The following is an 18,228-nucleotide window of genomic DNA, read 5'->3' as shown; positions in this document are numbered from 1 at the left end:
AACAATAAAGTCGCTGTATGCTCGAACCAGCTAACGTCAATATCCAAATGAAACCAAACTTTGGCATTCCACAGATGGATGTCAGCTACTTGGTGACTGACTTTATTGAAGACAGTTTTCTCAATACTAAACTCATTGAGAAACACAATGCCGTACCCTTGACAGTAAGGGACAACCGATTACTGATAGCCATCGCAGATCCGGATAACTTTGAAGCTTTGGAAGACTTCAAGTTTAATCTTGGATATCACGCTGAGCCCATTCAGGTTGATAAAAATTCTCTCGACAAATTAATCTCCGAGTTGCTTCAAGAAGATTTAGGACAGCTCGAGATTACAGAGGAAGATGAGAAAAATCTTGCTCACATTGATACCGAAGACGACAAGAAGCAAGACGATGTAAGTGGGGCAGACGATGCCCCCATTGTGGTTTTTCTCAATAAAATTATGACGGAAGCGATTCGTAAGGGCGCCTCGGATCTCCATTTTGAACCCTACGAAAACGAGTACCGCATCCGTTTCCGTATTGATGGTATGCTGCACACCGTCAATACCCCACCGGTGGGGCTTGGGCCCCGTCTGTCTGCCCGCATTAAGGTGATGTCCAGGCTGGACCTGGCCGAACGCCGCCTGCCCCAGGATGGTCGCATCAAGCTGAAGGTGGGCAAAAAAACCATGATCGATTTTCGTGTCTCCACCCTGCCCACCCTCTACGGGGAGAAGGTGGTGATGCGTATTCTCGACTCCTCCGCCGCCAAGCTGAATATCGATATTCTGGGTTTCAGCGACGCGCAGAAAGATCTCTATCTGAAAAATCTGCACCGGCCCCAGGGGATGATCCTGGTCACCGGCCCCACTGGTTCCGGCAAAACCGTCTCACTCTATACCGGTCTCAATATCCTCAATACCGAGGAGCGCAATATCTCCACCGCCGAAGATCCGGTGGAGATCAACCTGCCTGGGATCAACCAGGTGCAGATCCACCCCAAGGCAGGGCTCTCCTTTGCTTCGGCCCTTCGCGCCTTTCTGCGTCAGGACCCGGATATCGTGATGGTGGGGGAGATCCGGGATCTGGAAACTGCTGAGATCGCCGTTAAAGCGGCGCAAACCGGCCACCTGGTGATGTCCACCCTGCACACCAACTCCGCCGCCGAAACCCTGACCCGGATGCTGAATATGGGCGTGCCCGCCTACAACATCGCCAGTTCGGTCAACCTGATTATGGCTCAGCGTCTGTGCCGTAAGCTCTGCCCCAAGTGCCGGCAGCCGGAAAGCATCCCTCACGAAGAGCTGCTTCGGGAAGGCTTCAGTCCCGGGCAGCTGCATACCCAACCGACCATCTACCGGGCCGTGGGCTGCGACGACTGCACCGATGGCTACAAGGGCCGGGTTGGCCTCTATGAACTGATGCCGATGAGCAAGGCCATTTCTGACCTTATTATGAACAATGGCTCCTCGCTGGAGCTGGAAGCCCAGGCCAACCGGGAAGGGATGGTCAGCCTGCGCCACTCCGGGCTGCTTAAGGTGCTGGAAGGGGTCACCTCGCTGGCAGAAGTTAACCGGGTCACCATCGCCCACTAGCCCAAGGAAGGGATCAATGGCCATTGCTGCAAAGAAACGCCTGAAAACCTCCGAGCCGGACAAACCCGCTCTGGATGTCCGGACCTATCTGTGGAAAGGCAAAAACAGCAAGGGCAACTCGGTAAAAGGCGAACTGAGTGGCCAAACCACCGCCGAAGTAAAAGTACTGCTGCGTAAGCAGGGCATTACGCCGTTAAGCGTAAAGAAAAAGCCCAAAGCCCTGTTTGAGCGTAAAGCCAAGATCCGCGGTATGGACATTGCTGTGGTGACCCGCCAGATCGCCACCATGTTGTTGGCCGGTGTACCACTGGTGACTGCCATTGAGATGGTGGGGCGCAGTCATGAGAATGACGCCGTCCGCAAATTGCTGGCGATCATTCTGGCCGAGGTGCAATCCGGTACGCCGCTGTCCAAAGCTCTGCGCCCCCATCGGCAGTATTTTGATGATCTGTACTGCGATCTGGTCGCCGCCGGTGAGCACTCCGGTACCCTGGATCAAGTATTTGATCGCATCGCCACCTACCGGGAAAAATCGGAAGCGCTGAAATCCAAAATTAAAAAGGCGATGTTTTACCCCACGGCGGTGGTCGTTGTCGCGATCAGTGTAACTGTCCTTTTGCTGCTGTTTGTGGTGCCACAGTTTGAAGCCATCTTTAATGACTTCGGTGCTGAGCTGCCCATCTTTACCCAGATCGTGATTAATCTGTCCCGCTTCCTGTCGGAGTCCTGGTACTACTTTTTGGCTGCCATTGTGATTGTGATATGGCTGTTTATCCGCAGCCACCGAAACTCACAGAAGTTTCGGGATAAAGTTGACCACTTCCTGTTAAAAATCCCGGTTGTCGGACCGATTCTGGATAAAGCCGCCGTGGCCCGCTTCTCCCGTACCCTGGCCACCACCTTTGCCGCCGGTGTGCCCTTGGTTGATGGATTAGACTCCGCCTCCGGTGCGTCCGGTAATGCCCTCTACCGGGATGCGGTGATGAAGATCAAAGAGGAGGTGATCGCCGGTCTGCAGATGAATGTGGCGATGCGCACCACCGGGCTGTTCCCCGATATGCTCATACAGATGGTGATGATTGGCGAGGAGTCCGGTGCCCTGGACGATATGCTCAATAAAGTCGCCAGTATCTATGAAGCCCAGGTGGACGACGCGGTGGATGGCCTCTCCACCCTGATTGAGCCCATTATGATGGTGGTAATTGGTGGCTTGGTGGGCGGTTTGGTGGTGGCGATGTACCTGCCGATCTTCCAATTGGGCAATGTGGTCGGCTAGGATCGCCTCAACATTCCCGTACATTTCTGGCTTTTGATGACGCACTGGATCGCGCTGTTTGACCAGCTTCCCTGGTTATTTCTGCTTCTCACCACCGCCCTGGGTTTGATCCTGGGCAGTTTCCTCAATGTGGTGATCCACCGGATGCCGCTGATGATGGAGCGGGAGTGGCAACAGGAGTGTGCCGAGGCGCTCTCGATGCCCGCCCCCGCCTCAGAACTGCCAGACCGCTTTAACCTGATGGTGCCCGGCTCCGCCTGCCCCCGTTGCGGTACCGCGATTCCGATCTGGCACAATATTCCGGTGCTGAGCTACCTGCTGCTGCGGGGGCGCTGCCACCACTGTAAAACCCCCATCTCCCTGCGCTACCCCACCGTAGAGCTGCTGACCGGTCTCGCCACTTTGTTTCTGGCCTGGCACTTTGGCCCCAGTGCCCAGTTCCTGGCCGCCTGGGTGCTGACCCTGGGGCTGATCAGCCTCGCTGCCATCGATTTCGACACCATGCTGCTGCCGGACCAACTGACCCTGCCTCTGCTGTGGCTGGGCCTGCTGGTGAACCTCAATGGCCTGTTTGTGCCCCTTGAGCAAGCCGTTATCGGCGCGGCCCTGGGCTACCTGTCGCTGTGGTCCCTGTTCCAGCTGTTTAAGCTGCTGACCGGCAAAGAGGGGATGGGCTACGGCGACTTTAAACTGCTGGCGCTGTTTGGTGCCTGGTTCGGCTACCCCGCCCTGCTGCCGGTGATCCTGATCGCCTCAATAGGCGGCGCGGTGGTCGGTATCACCCTGCAGGTCTCCGGCAAGCTGGGCCGGGGCAAACCGATGCCCTTTGGCCCCTGGATTGTGCTGGGTGGCTGGATCTATCTGGTCTGGGGCACCGACATCGTGAACTGGTATCTGCACACCGTGGTGGGCGTATGAGCGACCTGATTGTTGGCCTGACCGGCGGCATCGGCTCCGGCAAAAGCCAGGTGAGCGACCAGTTTGCTCAGCTGGGTGTCACCGTGGTGGACGCGGACATCATTGCCCGTGACGTGGTTACGCCGGGTTCCTACGGCTTGCAGGCCATTGTTGACCACTTTGGCGAAACGCTGCTGAACCCCGATGGCACCCTGAATCGCGCCGAACTGAGACGCCGGGTGTTTAACGACGAGGCGGAGCGTCAGTGGCTCAACAACCTCACCCATCCGATGATCCGGACCGAGATGCAGCGCCAGTGCCGGGAAGCCCCCGGTGAATACGCCTTGATGGTGGTCCCCCTGATGGTGGAAAATGGTCTGCAAGCGCTGGTGGACCGCCTGATCGTGGTGGACGTACCGGAGTCCCAGCAACGCCATCGCACCGCCCTGCGCGACCAGACCGATGGCAACGAGGTGGATAAGATCATCGCCCGTCAGGCCAGCCGCAGCGAGCGTCTGGCCCTGGCCGATGAGGTGATCGACAACAGCGGTCCGATTGAAGCGCTTACGCCGCAGGTGCACCGTCTGCACCAGAAATTCCTGACTTTGGCGAGGAGTCGCTCCAGTGCTACTGGTGTATGAACAACCCCTGAACGAAAAGATCCGCAACTATCTGCGGATTGAGACCGTTGCGGCCCAGATGGATGCCCACAGCCAGTTTGAACACCCCGGTGCCGAACTGGCCTTTTTCCGTGCGCTGTTTGAGCTGATCGAACTGCTCGAGCGCGCCGATCTGCGCAGCGACATCCTCAAGGATCTGGAACGTCACCTGGGCCAGATTGCGTTTTGGCGCCAGGCGGACAACGTCGATCTGGCCCAACTGGACGCGCTGGAATCCCAGTTTAAAACCCTGCTCCAGAGCCTCCACGAGATCAGCCGCCCCGGCCAGCAACTGAAAACCGACCGCTTTCTCTCCGCGGTGCGTCAGCGCATGAACATTCCGGGGGGCTACGGCAACTTCGACCTGCCTCAGCTGCACTTCTGGCAAGCCCTGCCCACCGCCGACAAGTCAGCCCAGGCCATGGCCTGGCGCAAGGCGCTGGCACCAATGCTAGACAGCATCCGCCTGCTGCTGACCATGCTGCGGGAAACCGCACGCTGGGGCGACCAGATGGCAATGAACGGCTGCTATCAGGAAACCTGTGAGCAGGGCCTTGAACTGCTGCGGGTCCAGATTAAGCAGGAGTATGGGGTCTACCCCACCATCAGCGCCCACCGCCACCGCTTTACCATTCACCTGATCAACTACGAGAGTGGCAAGGCCGACAACCGCAACCTGCCGTTGCGCCTGTCTCTCTCCATGGAACCGAAATGACCCTGAAAGTCGAATGCCCCACCTGCCAGGCTGAAGTCAGCTGGGACGAGCAACACCCTTTCCGCCCCTTCTGCAGTGAACGCTGCAAATTGATTGATTTAGGCGAGTGGGCCGAAGAGCGCCACGCCATCGCCGGCAAACCGGAACTGCCGGACGAGTTTGATATCAGTGAACCGGACTTCTTCCTGCAGGACGAGGACGAACAGGACCGGGAGCACTGATGATGACAATGACCAGGGAGGGTCAGTTAAACCGTTGGTATCTGGGGGCCTGGGGGCTGTTATGGCTGCTGGCCATGCACTACTACCAACCGAACGGCGGCGGCAGCGGGCTCAGCCTGGCGTTTAACACCACCAGCTGGATGGCGTTAGCGCTGGTGCTGGCCGTTGGCGCCTACCAAGCCGCCCGGCGGGGCTGCCTCCGATTCAACGCCCTGCTGCCGGTGTCCACCCTCTGCCTGCTGGCGCTCTGCCTGCCTCTGCTGTGGTCCCCCGCCCCTTGGGCCGGTACTGCCCTGCCCCGCTACTTAGGCCTGTTCGCTCTGCTGGCTCTGCTGCTGTGCCAGCAACAGATGTCGCTGCGTCCCCAACAGCAACGTCTGTTCTGGCGTCTGGTGATTGCCGCCGGCCTTATCCAGACCCTGTTCTCCCTGATCCAGTTTCTCAGTCCCACATGGTTTCCCGCGTTGATGACAAGCCAGCGACCCGTGGGCATCTTCCAGCAAACCAATCTGGTCGCCACCTTTATCGGCGCCACCATGGCCATCAGCTACTACCGGCTGCAGCAGGAAACCAGCCAGGGCTGGCGCCGGTTAAGCTGGCTGCTGATCCTGTTGGGGGCGACGGCGCAGTGGCTGATTCAATCCCGTACCGGTGTGGTTGGCACCACCCTGGCGCTATTGGGTTTGTCCGCACTGCTGGGCTGGCACCTCAGTAAACGCCTGTGGGCACTGCTGGTCGTTGGGGTGGTTCTGGGCGCAGCGCTGCAGGCGCTGAACCAGGCGCCGCCCCGCGACAATCTGGAGCAGCCCGGGTATCGCACCACCCTGTATGGCTTGTCCGCCGAGTTGATCGCCGAACACCCGTGGCAAGGCGTGGGCATCGGTCAGTTTCAGCCCGCCTTTATGGAGAAACAGGCGCAGCATCAGGCCGGGGCCGGAGACTACCCCTACTGGAGCACCGCCAGCAGCCACCCCCATAACGAACTGCTGTTCTGGGGCGTTGAAGGCGGCTTGCTGCCGATGGTGGCGATTCTGATGTTTGGCCTTTGGGTCACCTATCGGGTATGGCGGGCTGGCCGTCTGCGCCACAAAGCGCTGTGGCTCTGTTTGTTGCCTGTCCTGCTGCACAGCCAAACCGAGTATCCGCTGTACCAGTCGGCGCCCCATCTGGCGCTGTTTGCCGTTCTGGTTGCGGCCATGGTGCCGGGCCGCTGGCGTCGCCTCACTCTGCGCGGCGAAGGCGTGTTGCGGTTAAGTGCGCCCATTATGGTGGTGCTGGTGTGGGCCTTTATGCTGACCAACCTGCACACCACCTACGTGGCTGGCCAATATTACGCCACCAAGCAGCCCCACTATCTGGTTGAGATTGTGAACCCCTTTGGCCAGACCAGGAACATCAACTACCTCACCACTCAGGCGCTGCTGCGCGTCGGCAGCCCCACCGCCCTGGCTCAGGCGGAGCAGCTGGCCCATGAGGAGGCCCGGTTACGTCCCACCATCGGCAGCTACGCGCTCTGGCAGGACAGCCTGTGGGCACAGGGCCGGTACGATGAGGCGGAGCAGGTACGCCAACGCGGCCAATACCTGTTCCGGGACCAGCCCAAGTTCCAGCGCGCGGTTACTGCGCCGCCAACAACTTCTCAATCAGCCGCCCGTTCGCTGCCGGCATCGGCAGCTGCGCCAGCTCACTGATCGGACACCAGCGCAGCGGGTTGCCTTCACGCCCGTGCGCTTCCCCCTCCGCGGCGGTGGCCAGGAACGCACTCAGCTGCACCTGGCGGTCGCCGTAGTCGTGTTCGATGTAATCAAACAACTCCGGCTGGCTCAGGGTCAGCCCCACCTCCTCCTGACACTCTCGGATCACCGCCTGCTCCGGGGTTTCACCGGGCTCCACTTTTCCCCCGGGGAACTCCCATAAACCGCCCTGGTGCTGATCTTTGTGGCGTTTTGCCACCAGTACTGCCCCATCGATCACCACCAGACCAATCGCCACCTGCACTATCGCCATGTCATTGCTCTCATTTGTGCCATAAAAAAGGGCGGCCATGATGGGCCGCCCTCTTGTTGCCGCGGGGCTTAGCTCAGCTTACCGTGGCACTGCTTGTATTTCTTACCGGAGCCACAGGGGCACGGGTCGTTACGGCCGACTTTCGGGCCCTGACGCTGCTCAGGAGAACTTTCGCCCTCCTCACCCATACCTTCACTCTGGGCGTGCTGGAAGTTGCGCATACGGGCCAGCTGCTCCTCCTGCTCACGGCGCTTGGCTTCCATCTCATCGACGTCCGCCTGAGCCTGCACCTGCACCTTGGACAGGATGCTGATCACGTCGGTCTTGAGGCTGTCCAGCATGCTCTGGAACAGCGCAAAGGACTCACGCTTGTACTCCTGCTTCGGGTTCTTCTGAGCGTAGCCACGCAGGTGGATACCCTGACGCAGGTGGTCCATCGCGGCCAGATGCTCTTTCCAAAGGTTGTCGAGAGTCTGCAGCATGATCGCTTTCTCGAACTGACGCAGTACCGGTGCACCTACTTGCTCTTCCTTGGCGGCGTAGGCATCATCCCACGCCTTCACGATGCGCTCGTGCAGGTTCTCTTCGTGCAGGTCGTCTTCCTCTTCCAGCCACTGACCAATCGGCAGCTTCAGGTTGAAGTCGGAAGCCAGACGCTCTTCCAGGCCCGGGATGTCCCACATCTCTTCCAGCGACTGCGGCGGGATGTACTGGCCGACAACCTCTTCCAGCACGTCAGCACGAACCGCTTCGATGGTTTCGTGGATGTCCTCGGCGTCCATCAGTTCGTTACGCTGGGCGTACACCACCTGACGCTGATCGTTGGCCACATCATCGTACTCCAGCAGCTGCTTACGAATATCGAAGTTGCGGGCTTCCACCTTGCGCTGGGCGTTCTCGATGGCACGGTTCACCCAGGGGTGTTCAATCGCTTCGCCACGCTCCATGCCCAGCTTCTTCATCATGCCGGACACGCGGTCGGAGGCGAAGATGCGCATCAGGGCATCTTCCATGGACAGGTAGAAACGGGAGGAACCGGCATCACCCTGACGACCGGAACGGCCACGCAGCTGGTTGTCGATACGGCGGGATTCGTGACGCTCGGTACCGATGATGTGCAGACCACCGGCTTCCAGCACCTGCTCGTGGCGCACCCGCCAGTCGGCTTTGATCTTCTCGATCTGCGCTTCAGTGGCGCCTTCACCCAGAGCGTCAATTTCAGACTGCCAGCTGCCGCCCAGTACGATATCGGTACCACGGCCGGCCATGTTGGTGGCGATGGTTACGGCGCCGGGACGACCCGCTTCCGCCACGATCTCCGCCTCTTTCTCGTGGAACTTGGCGTTCAGCACGTTGTGCTTGATCTTGGCTTTGCGCAGCACGTTGGAGAGCAGCTCGGAGGATTCGATGGAGATGGTGCCCACCAATACCGGCTGACCACGCTCAATGCAGTCACGGATGTCGTTGATGATCGCCTCGAACTTCTCTTCGGCGGTCAGGTAAACCAGGTCAGCCATGTCCTTACGGATCATCGGCTTGTTGGTCGGGATCACCACGGTGTCGAGGCCGTAGATGCTTTGGAATTCGAACGCTTCGGTGTCGGCGGTACCGGTCATGCCTGCCAGCTTCTCGTACATACGGAAGTAGTTCTGGAAGGTGATGGACGCCAGAGTCTGGTTCTCGTTCTGGATGCGCTGACCCTCTTTGGCTTCCACCGCCTGGTGCAGGCCATCAGACCAGCGACGACCCGGCATGGTACGGCCGGTGTGCTCATCCACAATCACGATCTCGCCGTTGTCGCTGACGATGTAGTCCACATCACGCTCAAACAGGGTGTGGGCACGCAGGGCCGCATTCACGTGGTGCAGCAGGGAGATGTTGGTGGCGCTGTAGAGGGAGTCACCTTCGTTGAGCAGGCCCGCTTCCAGCAGCAGTTGTTCAACCTTCTCCTGACCACGCTCGGTCATGTTGACCTGCTTGGCCTTCTCATCAACGCTGTAGTCCCCTTCACCGGTGAACTCTTCGCTGTCCTCTTTGTCCTGGCGAACCAGTTTCGGGATCAGGGTGTTGACCTGGATGTACAGGGCAGAGCTGTCTTCCGCTGCGCCAGAGATGATCAGCGGGGTACGGGCTTCATCGATAAGGATGGAGTCCACTTCATCCACCACCGCATAGTGCAGTTCGCGCTGGACACGTTCCGGCGCGGAGAACGCCATATTGTCACGCAGGTAGTCGAAGCCGAATTCGTTGTTGGTGCCGTAAGTGATGTCGGCCTCGTAGGCGGCCTTCTTGTCCATATGGGACAGGCCCGGCACGTTGATGCCGACGGTCATGCCGAGGAATTCAAACAGCGGACGGTTCCACTCGGCGTCACGGCGGGCCAGGTAGTCGTTCACGGTAATGACGTGAACGCCTTTGCCGGTCAGGGCATTGAGGTAGGCTGGCAGGGTCGCGGTCAGGGTTTTACCTTCACCGGTGCGCATCTCGGCGATGCGGCCGGACTGCAGCACCATACCGCCCACCAGCTGGACATCAAAGTGGCGCATGCCGAACACGCGCTTGGAGGCCTCGCGTACGGTGGCGAAGGCTTCCGGCAACACGGCGTCCAACGGAGTGCCGTCGGCCAAGCGTTGCTTGAACTCCTCAGTCTTCTGCTTCAACTGTTCGTCGCTCAGCGCTTCCCAGTCCGCTTCCAATGCGTTGATTTGGGCAACTACCTTTTGCAGCTGCTTGAGAGTACGTTCGTTTTTGCTACCAAAAACCTTGGTGAGGAGTTTTCCAAACATTGCCTTACGTCGCTACTGAATTACAGCAGGCGCCGGCAAACGCCAGCGCCCTGAAATTAAACTGCCAAGGACCCCTTAAGTTCTGGGCTTGCGGTACACGTACCGCGCAGGATCCACCTGTTGATCGTTGAGCATCACTTCGTAATGCACATGGGGTCCGGTTGAGCGCCCGGTATTACCGATAAGCGCGACGGTTTCCCCCTTGGCCACCACCTGGCCAAGCTCCACCAGATTCTCCTTATTATGCCCGTAACGGGTTTTCACACCGTTACCGTGGTCAATCTCTACGAGATTGCCATATCCGAACATGGTGCCGGAGTAGGATACCACTCCCGCCCCCGTCGCGATCACCTCGCCACCTTCCGGTCCGGCAAAATCCAGTCCCCGGTGTAAGGTACGACGTCCATTGAAGGGATCGTTGCGGTAACCGAAGGAGGACGACTGCCAGCCTTTGGATAACGGACGGCCGGATAAGTATGTGTCCTCATCGATATGGTGATGACGTTCGAGAGTTTCAAGTAGGGCGAGCTGATCATCTGCACGTTCGAGTCGAAGCATCATCTGATCCATCTCTTCGAGCAGCAAACTGAGCTCCACTTGTTCGGAGGGTTCGACGCCGCTGCTGCCCAATCCCACTTCGCTTTGGAAGTCGAACTGATCCGACAGCTCGACCCGATCCGCCACAGCGATCCCCAGAGATTCGATGCGGTTCATGCGGGCCTGCATGCGACCAAGCCGAGCCGCCAGCAAGGAGAGCTGGGCCTCGGTGCGATCGCGCAGCGCGGCGATCTCATTCTGATGATGTTCCGTGGAGGCCGAAGCGGCCGCCAACTGGTGTTCCACGGTGGAGACGTTTTCCCTTGCCTGCCACCACAAGGTTGCACCGGCTGCCACCAGCATCAACGGCGCCAGCAACCAACGTTTGCCGGGTTCGATACGGCGTACACCGTGCTTTCCACGAATAAAGACTGTTACACTCATGGCCTAGTTCGTTTTTGTAATGATCCCTGAAATGAAGTCCAAGCCTCAGGACCTGTCCATGTTGATGGGCCAGCGTTTTGCGCAGATCCAGGATAAGTCCGGCACATTGGCCCAGTTACACCAGCATCTGCTGGCAGCGTTGGATCCGGCAGTGCGTCCGCACTGTGCGGTGTCCAATCTGCGCGGCGGCGTTCTGGTGATTGGCGTGAGCTCGGCAGCCTGGGCAACCCGGTTGCAGTACCAGCGTCTGGAACTGCTGTCAGAGCTGAGGGGCAAGGGGTTTCCCATGCTCACCAGTATCGAGTTTAAAGTCAACCCGCAGCTGTCCCGCCTCCAGGCGGAGAAGCCCACCAATACCAACCGCTTAAGCGACAAAGCGAGCGAGCACTTACAACAGCTGGCAGAGAATATAGGCGGCGAATTGGGAGAGAAGCTGAAACGACTGGCCGCCCAAGCAGGGCGGCCAGATAAAGGATCAAAGTCCGATTAGGCAGTCGCAGGAACCAGGTAGTCCATTGGGACCTCCTGGGCCTGTTCAAAGCTCACCAGCTCCCAGGCCGAGGCATCCGCCAGGACCGCCCGCACCATCTGGTTATTGAGGGCGTGACCGGACTTGTGGGCCCGGTACTCACCCAGGATGGCGTGACCAGCCAGGTACAGATCACCGACGGCGTCGAGGATCTTGTGCTTCACAAACTCATCTTTGTCGCGCAGACCGTCCGGATTCAGGATCCGGAACTCGTCCAGCACGATGGCATTCTCCATGCTGCCACCCAGCGCCAGGTTGTTGGCACGCAGGAACTCGATGTCCTTCATAAAGCCGAAGGTACGAGCTCGGCTGATCTTGCGGCTGAATGCCCCGGCGGAGAAATCCAGGGTCATACGCTGGGCACTGCGGCTGATTTCCGGGTGCTGGAAATCGATGGAGAAGTCCAGTTTGAAGCCGTGATAGGGGCGGAACTCGGCCCACTTGTCGCCATCTTCTACACGCACGGTCTTGCGGATACGCAGATACTGTTTGGACGCAGACTGCTCCACAATACCAGCGCTTTGCAGCAAGAAGACGAAGGGGCTGGCGCTGCCGTCCATAATCGGAATTTCCGGCGCGTCCACCTCGATGAAAGCGTTGTCCACACCCAGGCCTGCCAGGGCAGACAGCAGGTGCTCGACGGTCGCCACCTTGACGCCCTGCTCATTGACCAGGCCGGTACAAAGGGTGGTTTCACGAACCAGATCAGCGCGCGCCGGGATCTCCGCCACGGGGTTCAGATCGACACGGCGGAATACAATACCTGTATTCGCCGGGGCCGGTTTGATCCCGAGCGTCACCTTTTTACCGGAGTGGAGACCCACACCAGTGGCTTGAATTGGGCGCTGTAGCGTTCGCTGTTTACTCATCTAGCACACTGCTCCTAACATTTCAGGGGCGCATCCTATCACATTTTGACCAACTGCCAAAATCCGGACTGACCAGTCAGATCGATTGGTTTAATCGGCCTGACGGCGCAGAAACGCCGGGATATCGAGATAGTTGTCCTTGTTCAGGTTCTCATTGGGCTGCTTGGCGGCTGCCGCGCCACCCTGGCCACCCACAGAGGTCCGCATCGGTTCTGCGGGCTCATTGTGGGACGGCTCCACGGCCGGACGAGTCATGCTCGGCGCTGCCGGTTCCGCGGTGTAAGCGTCGCGAGCCGGCTCCGGCTGCTTAGGTTTAGCGACCGCATTGGACACCAACTGAATGTCCGGCTTCTTCTCAGCACCGATACCGGTGGCCACAACGGTCACGCGCAGCTCGTCGCTCATCTCCGGATCGATAACCGCACCCACCACCACAGTGGCGTTTTCGGAGGCGTAAGCCTTCACGTGGTTACCCACGGTTTCGAACTCTTCGATGCTGATGTCGAGGCCAGCGGTGATGTTCACCAGAACACCGCGCGCGCCGGACAGGTCGATGTCTTCCAGCAGCGGGCTGGCTACAGCCGCTTCTGCCGCTTCTTCCGCACGGTCTTCACCGCGGGCAACACCGGTACCCATCATGGCGTTACCCATTTCGGACATCACGGTTTTGACGTCGGCGAAGTCGACGTTAATCAGGCCCGGACGGGTGATCAGTTCAGCGATACCCTGAACCGCACCCAGCAGCACGTTGTTGGCCGCTTTGAAAGCGTCCAGCAGGCTGGTGCGACCGCCCAGAACCTTCAGCAGTTTGTCGTTCGGCACGGTAATCAAGGAGTCAACGTGCTTGGACAGCAGGTCGATGCCCTGGTCGGCAAAGGCGGAGCGCTTTTTGCCTTCAAAGGAGAACGGCTTGGTGACCACAGCCACGGTGAGGATCCCCTCCTCCTTGGCCACTTCCGCGACAACCGGAGCTGCACCGGTACCGGTACCGCCGCCCATACCGGCAGCGATAAACACCATGTCGGAACCGGCGATGGCGGCACGAATGGTTTCACGGTCTTCCAGTGCCGCTTCGCGGCCCACTTCCGGGTTGGCACCGGCACCCAGGCCCTTGGTGACATTTTTACCCAGCTGGATGGTGGTGTTGGCGGACGACTTGCGCAGCGCCTGGGAATCGGTATTGGCGCAGATGAACTCCACCCCTTCGATGGTCTGTTCGACCATGTGTTCTACCGCATTACCACCGCCGCCACCGACGCCGATGACCTTGATGACAGCGTCATCATTGTGACAATCCACGATCTCAAACATGCTCTTTTCTCCGTTCAGCCCGCGTCCAAAAACTTAAAATTCACCTTTAAACCAGCTCTGCATGCGTGTCAGCAGCTGGCTTATGCCATTCTGTGGTGCCCGCTCCTGAGTCTTTTCCATCAGTTGCTGGGCGCCGTGATGCAGAAGCCCCACCGCCGTGGCGTAGCTGGGCTCCCGGATGTAATCGTTCAATCCCTTCAGGGGCAGCGGCTGGGCCAGGCGCACCGGCATGCCGAAGCACTCCTCCGCCACCACTTCCGCGCCCTCGATCTGGGCAGTGCCACCGGTCAGTACCACCCCGGCCGCCACCTGGTCTTCCAGGCCACTGGCACGCAGGGCATCCGCCACCAGCTCAAACAGCTCCTGGTAACGGGGTTCCACCACCTCCGCCAGGGTCTGGCGGGACATGGTGCGGGCGGGACGACCACCCACTGACGGCACTTCAATGCTGTCTTCGCTGCTCACCAGGCCACTGCGGGCACAGGCAAACTGCACTTTGATCTGCTCCGCATGGCTCAGTGGCGTACGGAAGATCTTGGCGATGTCGCTGGTCACCTGGTTGCCGGCCACCGGAATCACCTGACAGTGACGCAGAGCCCCACCGCTGTAGATCGCGATGTCGGTGGTACCCGCACCGATGTCGACCAGGCAGACGCCGAGGTCTTTCTCATCTTCGGTCAGTACCGATTCGGCGGAAGCGATGCCGGAGAACACCAGGCCATCCACATGGATGCCACAGCGCTCCACACACTTGGTGATGTTGCGGGCCCAGTCGGACGCGCAGGTCACCATGTGCACTTTCGCTTCCATCCGCATGCCGGACATGCCGACCGGACTGCGGATCCCCTCGAGTTCATCGATGGTGAACTCCTGGGGCAGGACATGCAGGATGCGTCGCTCATTGGGGATCTTGACCGACTGCGCGGTGTGGATCACGTGGTCCACGTCTTCCTGCATCACCTCGGCACCGTCGATGGAGACCATGCCTTTTTCGTTCTGGCAGCTGATGTGGTGGCCGGAGATGCTCAGATACACCGACGCCACCTCACACTGGGCCATATTTTCCGCCTGGGTCAGGGCCAGCCGGACGCAGCGCACGACCGAGTCGAGGTCGTTCACCCCACCCTTGTCCATGCCCCGGGACAACTGACTGCCGATACCAATAACGCTGATTTCGCCATCCGGCAGCACCTCACCGATCACTGCGGTGACTTGTGCGGTGCCGATGTCCAGGCCAACGACCAAACCGGTTTCTGTGCTCGTGGTCATCCCTTCTGCTTCTCTTGCTCGTTTTGCTGCCAACGCACGGCCAATCCCGTGTCGTATCGTAAGTCCACCCGTTCCGGCACTCGGCCGTCACGCTGTAGCTCGGGCCAGACGTCGATAAAACGCTGCACCCGGGCCAGGGTATCTTTTCTGCCCAGTTCAAGGGCGATGCCGTTATCCAGCACCAGTTGCCAGGCGTGGCGCCCGCTGAGACTCAAAGAGTGCCCAGTGTGGCCATTCAATGCCAGCAATTCAGACACTTGCTGCCACATCTGCCAAACCTTGCTTGCGCTGCCCTGGGGCCCTCGCAGTTCCGGCAGGGCATCCAGCCCAGGTCTGACTGGGGCCTGGAACGGTTCGGCCCGGTCATTCAACCAGCCTTCGCCGTCCCAGTGCGCCACCGGCTGCTGCTCCACCAGGAACACCCGCAGGCGGTTGGGCCATTCGCGTCGGACGGTGACCCGGTCTACCCAGGGCAGGTCGTCCAACGCGTCCCGGATCTGCCCCACATCGGCGGTAAACAGACTCCAGGTCTCCAGGTTGTGCAGGGCATCCCGCACCTCCTGGTCGGCGGTAAAGCGCCGTTCGCCCATCAGCGCGACCTCTTCGATCGGCAGCTGATCGGCGCTGGTGGCAAAGGCCTTGAGCCAGAGCCCGCCCTGCACCAGTCCAATCAGGACCAGAAACAGGAAGGTGAGCCCCAGCCACAGGCTCCACCGAATCTCACGCCATTGCGCCAGCACCATCGCCTTGTCGTCAGTAACTGGCCGCCAGAATTCGGGCTACCAGTGTGTCAAAATCCACGCCCACAGCGTTGGCCGCTTTGGGCACCAGGCTGGTTTCGGTCATGCCGGGTACGGTGTTGACCTCCAGCAAACGCCAGCTGCCATCCGCATCCCGCATCACGTCAACCCGACCCCAGCCACTGGCACCCACCGCCTTGAAAGCGCGCAGTGCCAAGGCCCGCAGGGCCTGCTCGTCGTCGTCGCTCAGACCCGCCGGACAGTGATACTGGGTGGTCTGGCTCTGATACTTGGCTTCGTAGTCATAAAACACGTTGGGGGTTTCCATCCGGATCGCCGGCAACGCCTCTTCGCCAAGAATCGACACGGTGAACTCCGGGCCATGGACCCAGGCTTCCACCAGCACGGTATCGTCGTACTGCAAAGCGGTGTCGATCGCCTTCTGCAAAGACGCCGCATCCTCAGCTTTTGCCATGCCGATGGAGGAGCCTTCACAGGCGGGTTTCACCATCACCGGCGAACCCAAGCGGGCCATTATATCCTCAGCACTGTTCGGACTAAACGACTCTTTATCAACGACTTCAAAATCCGCAGTCGGCAAGCCAAGGCCAGCCCACAACCACTTGGTGCGCACCTTGTCCATCGCCACTGCACAGCCCAGAACCCGGGAGCCGGTGTAGGGGATCTTCATCAGCTCCAGCGCGCCCTGAACGGTACCATCTTCACCGCCGCGGCCGTGCAGCACGATAAAGGCGCGATCGAAGCCTTTAAGTTCATCCAGCGAGCGCTCTGCCGGGTCAAACGGGTGGGCATCCACGCCGCCACGCTGCAATCCGGCCAGCACCGCAGCACCGGAGCGCAAAGAGACTTCCCGCTCAGCGCTGGTGCCACCAAACAGCACCGCCACCTTGTCCTGCTTCACAACCTCACTCACCGCTGCGCTCCTGTTTCATCTTGTTCACGGACAGTCCCATCTGGGCCAGATCTTTCGCCAGGGCACCGATGTTACCGGCGCCTTGAGTCAGCACGACATCACCATCCTGGAGCTGGTCGGCCAGCAGTGCGGGCAATCCTTCCGGGCCCGGTACGTAGACCGGGTCGATGCCACGCTGTCGAATCGAGCGACAGAGGGCGCGGCTGTCGGCTCCTGGGATCAGGTCCTCACCGGCGCTGTACACCTCCATCAGCAGCAGACAGTCCACCTCCGACAGCACCGCGCAGAAGTCGTCGTACAGATCGCGGGTACGGCTGAAGCGGTGGGGCTGGAACACCATCACCAGACGGCGATCCGGCCAGCTGGCACGGGCCGCTTTGATGGTCACCGCCACTTCACTGGGGTGGTGCCCGTAATCGTCCACCAGCAACACTTTGCCGGCGCCGGTATCGAATTCGCCATACTGCTGGAAGCGACGACCAATGCCCTGGAACTGGTCCAGTGCGGCCTCAATGGCGTCGTCCTCAACACCCTCCTCCATCGCCACGGCGATGGCCGCCAGCGCGTTCTGCACGTTGTGACGGCCCGGTAGGTTGAGCACCAGCGGCAACGGATCACGGTTGGGGCGGTGCAGGGTAAATTGGGTGCGGGTGCCGACCTGAACAAAATCCTCGGCGCGCACGTCGGCGTCAGGATGGAATCCGTAGGTCACGATGCGACGGCCTACCCGGGGCAGGATCACCTGCACTCCCGGATCATCCAGACACAACACCGCGACGCCGTAGAACGGCAGGTTATGGAGGAAATCCACAAAGGTGTCGTACAGCTTGTTGATGTCGCCACCGTAGGTGTCCATGTGGTCCGGCTCGATGTTGGTGACCACCGAGATCATCGGCTGCAGATGCAGGAAGCTGGCGTCGGACTCATCCGCTTCCGCCACCAGGTAGCGACCCAGGCCCAGTTGGGCATTGGTGCCGGCGCTGTTGAGCTTGCCACCGATCACAAAGGTCGGATCCAGGCCACCCTGGCCAAACAGACTGGCTGTCAGGCTGGTGGTGGTGGTTTTGCCGTGGGTACCGGCCACCGCGATGCCGTGGCGGAAGCGCATCAGCTCCGCCAGCATCTCAGCACGACGCACCACCGGGATGCGCCGCTCTCGGGCCGCCCGGATCTCCGGGTTCTCTTCACGAATGGCGGTGGACACCACCACCACATCGGCGTCTTCCACCCACTCGGCACTGTGGCCGATGTGCACGGCAGCACCGGCCTGAACCAGTCGTTCGGTGACCGGATTCTGAGCGATGTCAGAACCACTGACCTGATAACCTTCGTTGGCCAGCACCTCAGCGATGCCGCCCATGCCAGCACCACCGATGCCGACAAAATGAATGCGTTTTACGCGCCCCATGCCCGGACGGGGGCTGTTGGCGCCAGAGACCTGTACTTTGCTCATC

The 18,228-nt window shown here is 59.9% G+C and carries 17 protein-coding genes; 8 read left to right on the top strand and 9 right to left on the bottom strand.

Annotation, left to right across the window (positions count from 1 at the left end; genetic code table 11):
* Positions 1-17: 17 nt before the first annotated feature.
* The 7 genes from pilB to FBAL_RS01885 are packed head-to-tail and all read left to right on the top strand — an operon-like array spanning position 18 to position 7,039.
* Positions 18-1,580 carry a type IV-A pilus assembly ATPase PilB gene (gene pilB / locus FBAL_RS01915; protein WP_013343883.1) on the top strand — a complete coding sequence of 521 codons (1,563 nt, stop codon included), beginning with the start codon at positions 18-20 and terminating at the stop codon, positions 1,578-1,580.
* Positions 1,581-1,596: 16 nt separating this feature from the next.
* Positions 1,597-2,856 (top strand): type II secretion system F family protein, encoded by a 1,260-nt coding sequence (locus FBAL_RS01910; RefSeq protein ID WP_013343882.1) that lies wholly within the window; start codon positions 1,597-1,599, stop codon positions 2,854-2,856.
* Positions 2,857-2,892: 36 nt separating this feature from the next.
* A complete protein-coding gene (locus FBAL_RS01905; protein ID WP_013343881.1) occupies positions 2,893-3,774 on the top strand; it encodes a prepilin peptidase in 882 nt (293 codons plus the stop codon).
* Positions 3,771-4,394 carry a dephospho-CoA kinase gene (gene coaE / locus FBAL_RS01900; protein ID WP_013343880.1) on the top strand — a complete coding sequence of 208 codons (624 nt, stop codon included), beginning with the start codon at positions 3,771-3,773 and terminating at the stop codon, positions 4,392-4,394. Before FBAL_RS01905 ends, coaE begins: the two co-directional genes overlap by 4 nt.
* Positions 4,378-5,127 (top strand): cell division protein ZapD, encoded by a 750-nt coding sequence (locus tag FBAL_RS01895; RefSeq protein WP_013343879.1) that lies wholly within the window; start codon positions 4,378-4,380, stop codon positions 5,125-5,127. Before coaE ends, FBAL_RS01895 begins: the two co-directional genes overlap by 17 nt.
* Positions 5,124-5,348, top strand: a complete 225-nt coding sequence (gene yacG, locus FBAL_RS01890; protein ID WP_013343878.1) for a DNA gyrase inhibitor YacG — start codon at positions 5,124-5,126, stop codon at positions 5,346-5,348. Before FBAL_RS01895 ends, yacG begins: the two co-directional genes overlap by 4 nt.
* Positions 5,348-7,039, top strand: a complete 1,692-nt coding sequence (locus FBAL_RS01885; RefSeq protein WP_013343877.1) for a PglL family O-oligosaccharyltransferase — start codon at positions 5,348-5,350, stop codon at positions 7,037-7,039. Before yacG ends, FBAL_RS01885 begins: the two co-directional genes overlap by 1 nt.
* Here FBAL_RS01885 and mutT read toward each other — a convergent pair.
* The 3 genes from mutT to FBAL_RS01870 form a co-directional block, all read right to left on the bottom strand.
* Positions 6,966-7,355: an 8-oxo-dGTP diphosphatase MutT gene (gene mutT, locus FBAL_RS01880; RefSeq protein WP_041251134.1), complete on the bottom strand. Its 390-nt coding sequence runs from the start codon at positions 7,353-7,355 to the stop codon at positions 6,966-6,968. The two genes, FBAL_RS01885 and mutT, sit on opposite strands and share 74 nt — an antisense overlap.
* A 68-nt stretch (positions 7,356-7,423) precedes the next feature.
* A complete protein-coding gene (gene secA / locus FBAL_RS01875) occupies positions 7,424-10,141 on the bottom strand; it encodes a preprotein translocase subunit SecA (RefSeq protein WP_013343875.1) in 2,718 nt (905 codons plus the stop codon).
* Between the two features lie 75 nt (positions 10,142-10,216).
* Positions 10,217-11,122 (bottom strand): peptidoglycan DD-metalloendopeptidase family protein, encoded by a 906-nt coding sequence (locus tag FBAL_RS01870; RefSeq protein WP_013343874.1) that lies wholly within the window; start codon positions 11,120-11,122, stop codon positions 10,217-10,219.
* Between the two features lie 31 nt (positions 11,123-11,153).
* Between FBAL_RS01870 and FBAL_RS01865 the strand changes: the two genes are divergently transcribed.
* Positions 11,154-11,612: a DUF721 domain-containing protein gene (locus tag FBAL_RS01865; protein ID WP_041251133.1), complete on the top strand. Its 459-nt coding sequence runs from the start codon at positions 11,154-11,156 to the stop codon at positions 11,610-11,612.
* Here the strand turns inward: FBAL_RS01865 and lpxC are convergent.
* The 6 genes from lpxC to murC form a co-directional block, all read right to left on the bottom strand.
* A complete protein-coding gene (gene lpxC, locus FBAL_RS01860; RefSeq protein WP_013343872.1) occupies positions 11,609-12,520 on the bottom strand; it encodes a UDP-3-O-acyl-N-acetylglucosamine deacetylase in 912 nt (303 codons plus the stop codon). The genes FBAL_RS01865 and lpxC overlap by 4 nt on opposite strands.
* Before the next feature lie 90 nt (positions 12,521-12,610).
* Positions 12,611-13,831, bottom strand: a complete 1,221-nt coding sequence (gene ftsZ / locus FBAL_RS01855) for a cell division protein FtsZ (protein ID WP_013343871.1) — start codon at positions 13,829-13,831, stop codon at positions 12,611-12,613.
* A 33-nt stretch (positions 13,832-13,864) separates the two neighbouring features.
* Entirely contained in the window at positions 13,865-15,100 is a 1,236-nt protein-coding gene (ftsA, locus tag FBAL_RS01850) for a cell division protein FtsA (RefSeq protein WP_013343870.1), read from the bottom strand.
* Entirely contained in the window at positions 15,097-15,843 is a 747-nt protein-coding gene (locus FBAL_RS01845) for a cell division protein FtsQ/DivIB (RefSeq protein WP_013343869.1), read from the bottom strand. Before FBAL_RS01845 ends, ftsA begins: the two co-directional genes overlap by 4 nt.
* A gap of 10 nt (positions 15,844-15,853) precedes the next feature.
* On the bottom strand, positions 15,854-16,774 hold the full coding sequence (locus FBAL_RS01840; protein WP_013343868.1) for a D-alanine--D-alanine ligase: 921 nt from the start codon (positions 16,772-16,774) through the stop codon (positions 15,854-15,856).
* Complete coding sequence (gene murC / locus FBAL_RS01835) at positions 16,767-18,227, bottom strand: UDP-N-acetylmuramate--L-alanine ligase (RefSeq protein ID WP_013343867.1); 1,461 nt, start codon at positions 18,225-18,227, stop codon at positions 16,767-16,769. Before murC ends, FBAL_RS01840 begins: the two co-directional genes overlap by 8 nt.
* Between the last annotated feature and the right edge of the window lies 1 nt (position 18,228).

The organism is Ferrimonas balearica DSM 9799, from assembly GCF_000148645.1.
Classification (GTDB): Bacteria; Pseudomonadota; Gammaproteobacteria; order Enterobacterales; family Shewanellaceae; genus Ferrimonas; species Ferrimonas balearica.
The sequence above is the reverse complement of the archived record's forward strand: the minus strand, read 5'-3'. Positions and strand labels throughout refer to the sequence as shown.

Coding starts and splice junctions, on each gene's coding strand:
- pilB (WP_013343883.1), top strand. CDS start 18: ATGCTCGAACCAGCTAACGTCAATATCCAAATGAAACCAAACTTTGGC.
- FBAL_RS01910 (WP_013343882.1), top strand. CDS start 1,597: ATGGCCATTGCTGCAAAGAAACGCCTGAAAACCTCCGAGCCGGACAAA.
- FBAL_RS01905 (WP_013343881.1), top strand. CDS start 2,893: ATGACGCACTGGATCGCGCTGTTTGACCAGCTTCCCTGGTTATTTCTG.
- coaE (WP_013343880.1), top strand. CDS start 3,771: ATGAGCGACCTGATTGTTGGCCTGACCGGCGGCATCGGCTCCGGCAAA.
- yacG (WP_013343878.1), top strand. CDS start 5,124: ATGACCCTGAAAGTCGAATGCCCCACCTGCCAGGCTGAAGTCAGCTGG.
- FBAL_RS01885 (WP_013343877.1), top strand. CDS start 5,348: ATGATGACAATGACCAGGGAGGGTCAGTTAAACCGTTGGTATCTGGGG.
- mutT (WP_041251134.1), bottom strand. CDS start 7,355: ATGGCGATAGTGCAGGTGGCGATTGGTCTGGTGGTGATCGATGGGGCA.
- secA (WP_013343875.1), bottom strand. CDS start 10,141: ATGTTTGGAAAACTCCTCACCAAGGTTTTTGGTAGCAAAAACGAACGT.
- FBAL_RS01870 (WP_013343874.1), bottom strand. CDS start 11,122: ATGAGTGTAACAGTCTTTATTCGTGGAAAGCACGGTGTACGCCGTATC.
- FBAL_RS01865 (WP_041251133.1), top strand. CDS start 11,154: ATGAAGTCCAAGCCTCAGGACCTGTCCATGTTGATGGGCCAGCGTTTT.
- lpxC (WP_013343872.1), bottom strand. CDS start 12,520: ATGAGTAAACAGCGAACGCTACAGCGCCCAATTCAAGCCACTGGTGTG.
- ftsZ (WP_013343871.1), bottom strand. CDS start 13,831: ATGTTTGAGATCGTGGATTGTCACAATGATGACGCTGTCATCAAGGTC.
- ftsA (WP_013343870.1), bottom strand. CDS start 15,100: ATGACCACGAGCACAGAAACCGGTTTGGTCGTTGGCCTGGACATCGGC.
- FBAL_RS01845 (WP_013343869.1), bottom strand. CDS start 15,843: ATGGTGCTGGCGCAATGGCGTGAGATTCGGTGGAGCCTGTGGCTGGGG.
- murC (WP_013343867.1), bottom strand. CDS start 18,227: ATGAGCAAAGTACAGGTCTCTGGCGCCAACAGCCCCCGTCCGGGCATG.